Annotated in this window: 1 protein-coding gene; it reads right to left on the bottom strand. The window is 37.9% G+C overall.

Going from position 1 to position 1291, the window contains the following annotated elements; all coding sequences use genetic code 11:
- Positions 1–158: 158 nt before the first annotated feature.
- Positions 159–1187, bottom strand: a complete 1029-nt coding sequence (locus KCG35_RS25360) for an IS5 family transposase (protein WP_215822635.1) — start codon at positions 1185–1187, stop codon at positions 159–161.
- Positions 1188–1291 lie beyond the last annotated feature (104 nt).

Genomic DNA, 1291 nt, shown 5'->3' with positions numbered 1-1291 from the left:
GGCACCTCTAAAAATTGAACCAAAATTTCAAATTTTTAGGGGAGAGCTTAAATTCTAAAAGGTAAATGCAATTAATTATTATTTAATACTAAAACCCACGTTTTCTGATCTTTATTATGCCAATTCCTACTCTACAAAAGGGATAATTCCCTCTTTTTTCAAATTGCAGGCACACTTTTCCTGCTTAACGTCATGAAACGTCTCATGTTATAGACTATATTCATCATACCTATTTTCAACTGATTACGTGCAAAGCCTATCACTCGTGAATAAAGCCCACCTTGCTCATTGGTTATTGATCCAAACACATGTTCAACTCTGGCACGGACCTTTGATCGTCGAGTATTGGCTTTTTTGCTACGTTCAGATAATGGTTTATTCTTTTTACCTTTTTTGTGTACATGGCTTCGCATATTCATTGCCGCCAAGCTAATTTCATTATTCTCGCTTTGATACGCACTATCTGCCCACACATCAGCTGACGTGTTTTCTGCTAATATCTCAATAAAAACCTGTGAATCATGAACTTCTGCGGAAGTCACTTTATAATCGCGAATGAGTTTGTGGGCATTATCTACTGTTACATGATTCTTATAACCAAAATGTGTTTCTTCATTTTTCTTAGTCCAACGCGCATCCGTATCCTTTTGACGGCCTACATTAGGATTATTCTCAAATCGTTCGGGTATTTCTCCAGATTTAATTTGTTGGTTTTCTTCCCGTTTATTTCTCTGTTTTGGGACATCAACGAAGCTAGCATCAACCATTTGCCCCTTTTGGGCTTTATACCCCTTGTCATTGAGTTGGTCGTCAAAATCGTTAAAAAGGCCTTTCATTAAGTCTCGCAGAACAAGCTGCTCTCTATAGAGCCAAATTGTTTTGGCATCCGGTATGCGGTCCTCTGGCGTGAGGTTCAGAAAGCGGCAAAATGAATATCGATCCCGAATTTGATACTCTGTTTCATCATCTGATAAGTTATATAAATGCTGGAGGACTAATACCTTAAACATCAACACCACATCAAACGGTTTGCGCCCCGCTTGGCTTTTTCGAGGATTTTGACGAACTTCATTTAATGTAGCTCTAAAGTTTTCCCAATCAATCAGGGCGTTAAGACTCACCAGCGGGTCTCGCTCATTAAGTTTGTTATAACGATCTTTCAAATCAAAAAAACCTGGTTGTAACATTTTTATGCCACTCGTTTCTTATTACTTAGGTGCTATGTATTATATATCAGTATGAATTTTTAGAGGTACCCTAAAGCCTGTTTAGTCGGGTAATCTGGATTAAA

It is taken from the genome of Zooshikella harenae (assembly GCF_018837975.1).
Taxonomy (GTDB): domain Bacteria; phylum Pseudomonadota; class Gammaproteobacteria; order Pseudomonadales; family Zooshikellaceae; genus Zooshikella; species Zooshikella harenae.
Note: the sequence above shows the minus strand (reverse complement) of the source record. Positions and strands in the feature narration are given on the sequence as shown.

Bases quoted from the DNA above. Each gene is read 5' to 3' on its own strand.
- KCG35_RS25360 (WP_215822635.1), bottom strand. From the start codon at position 1,187: ATGTTACAACCAGGTTTTTTTGATTTGAAAGATCGTTATAACAAACTT.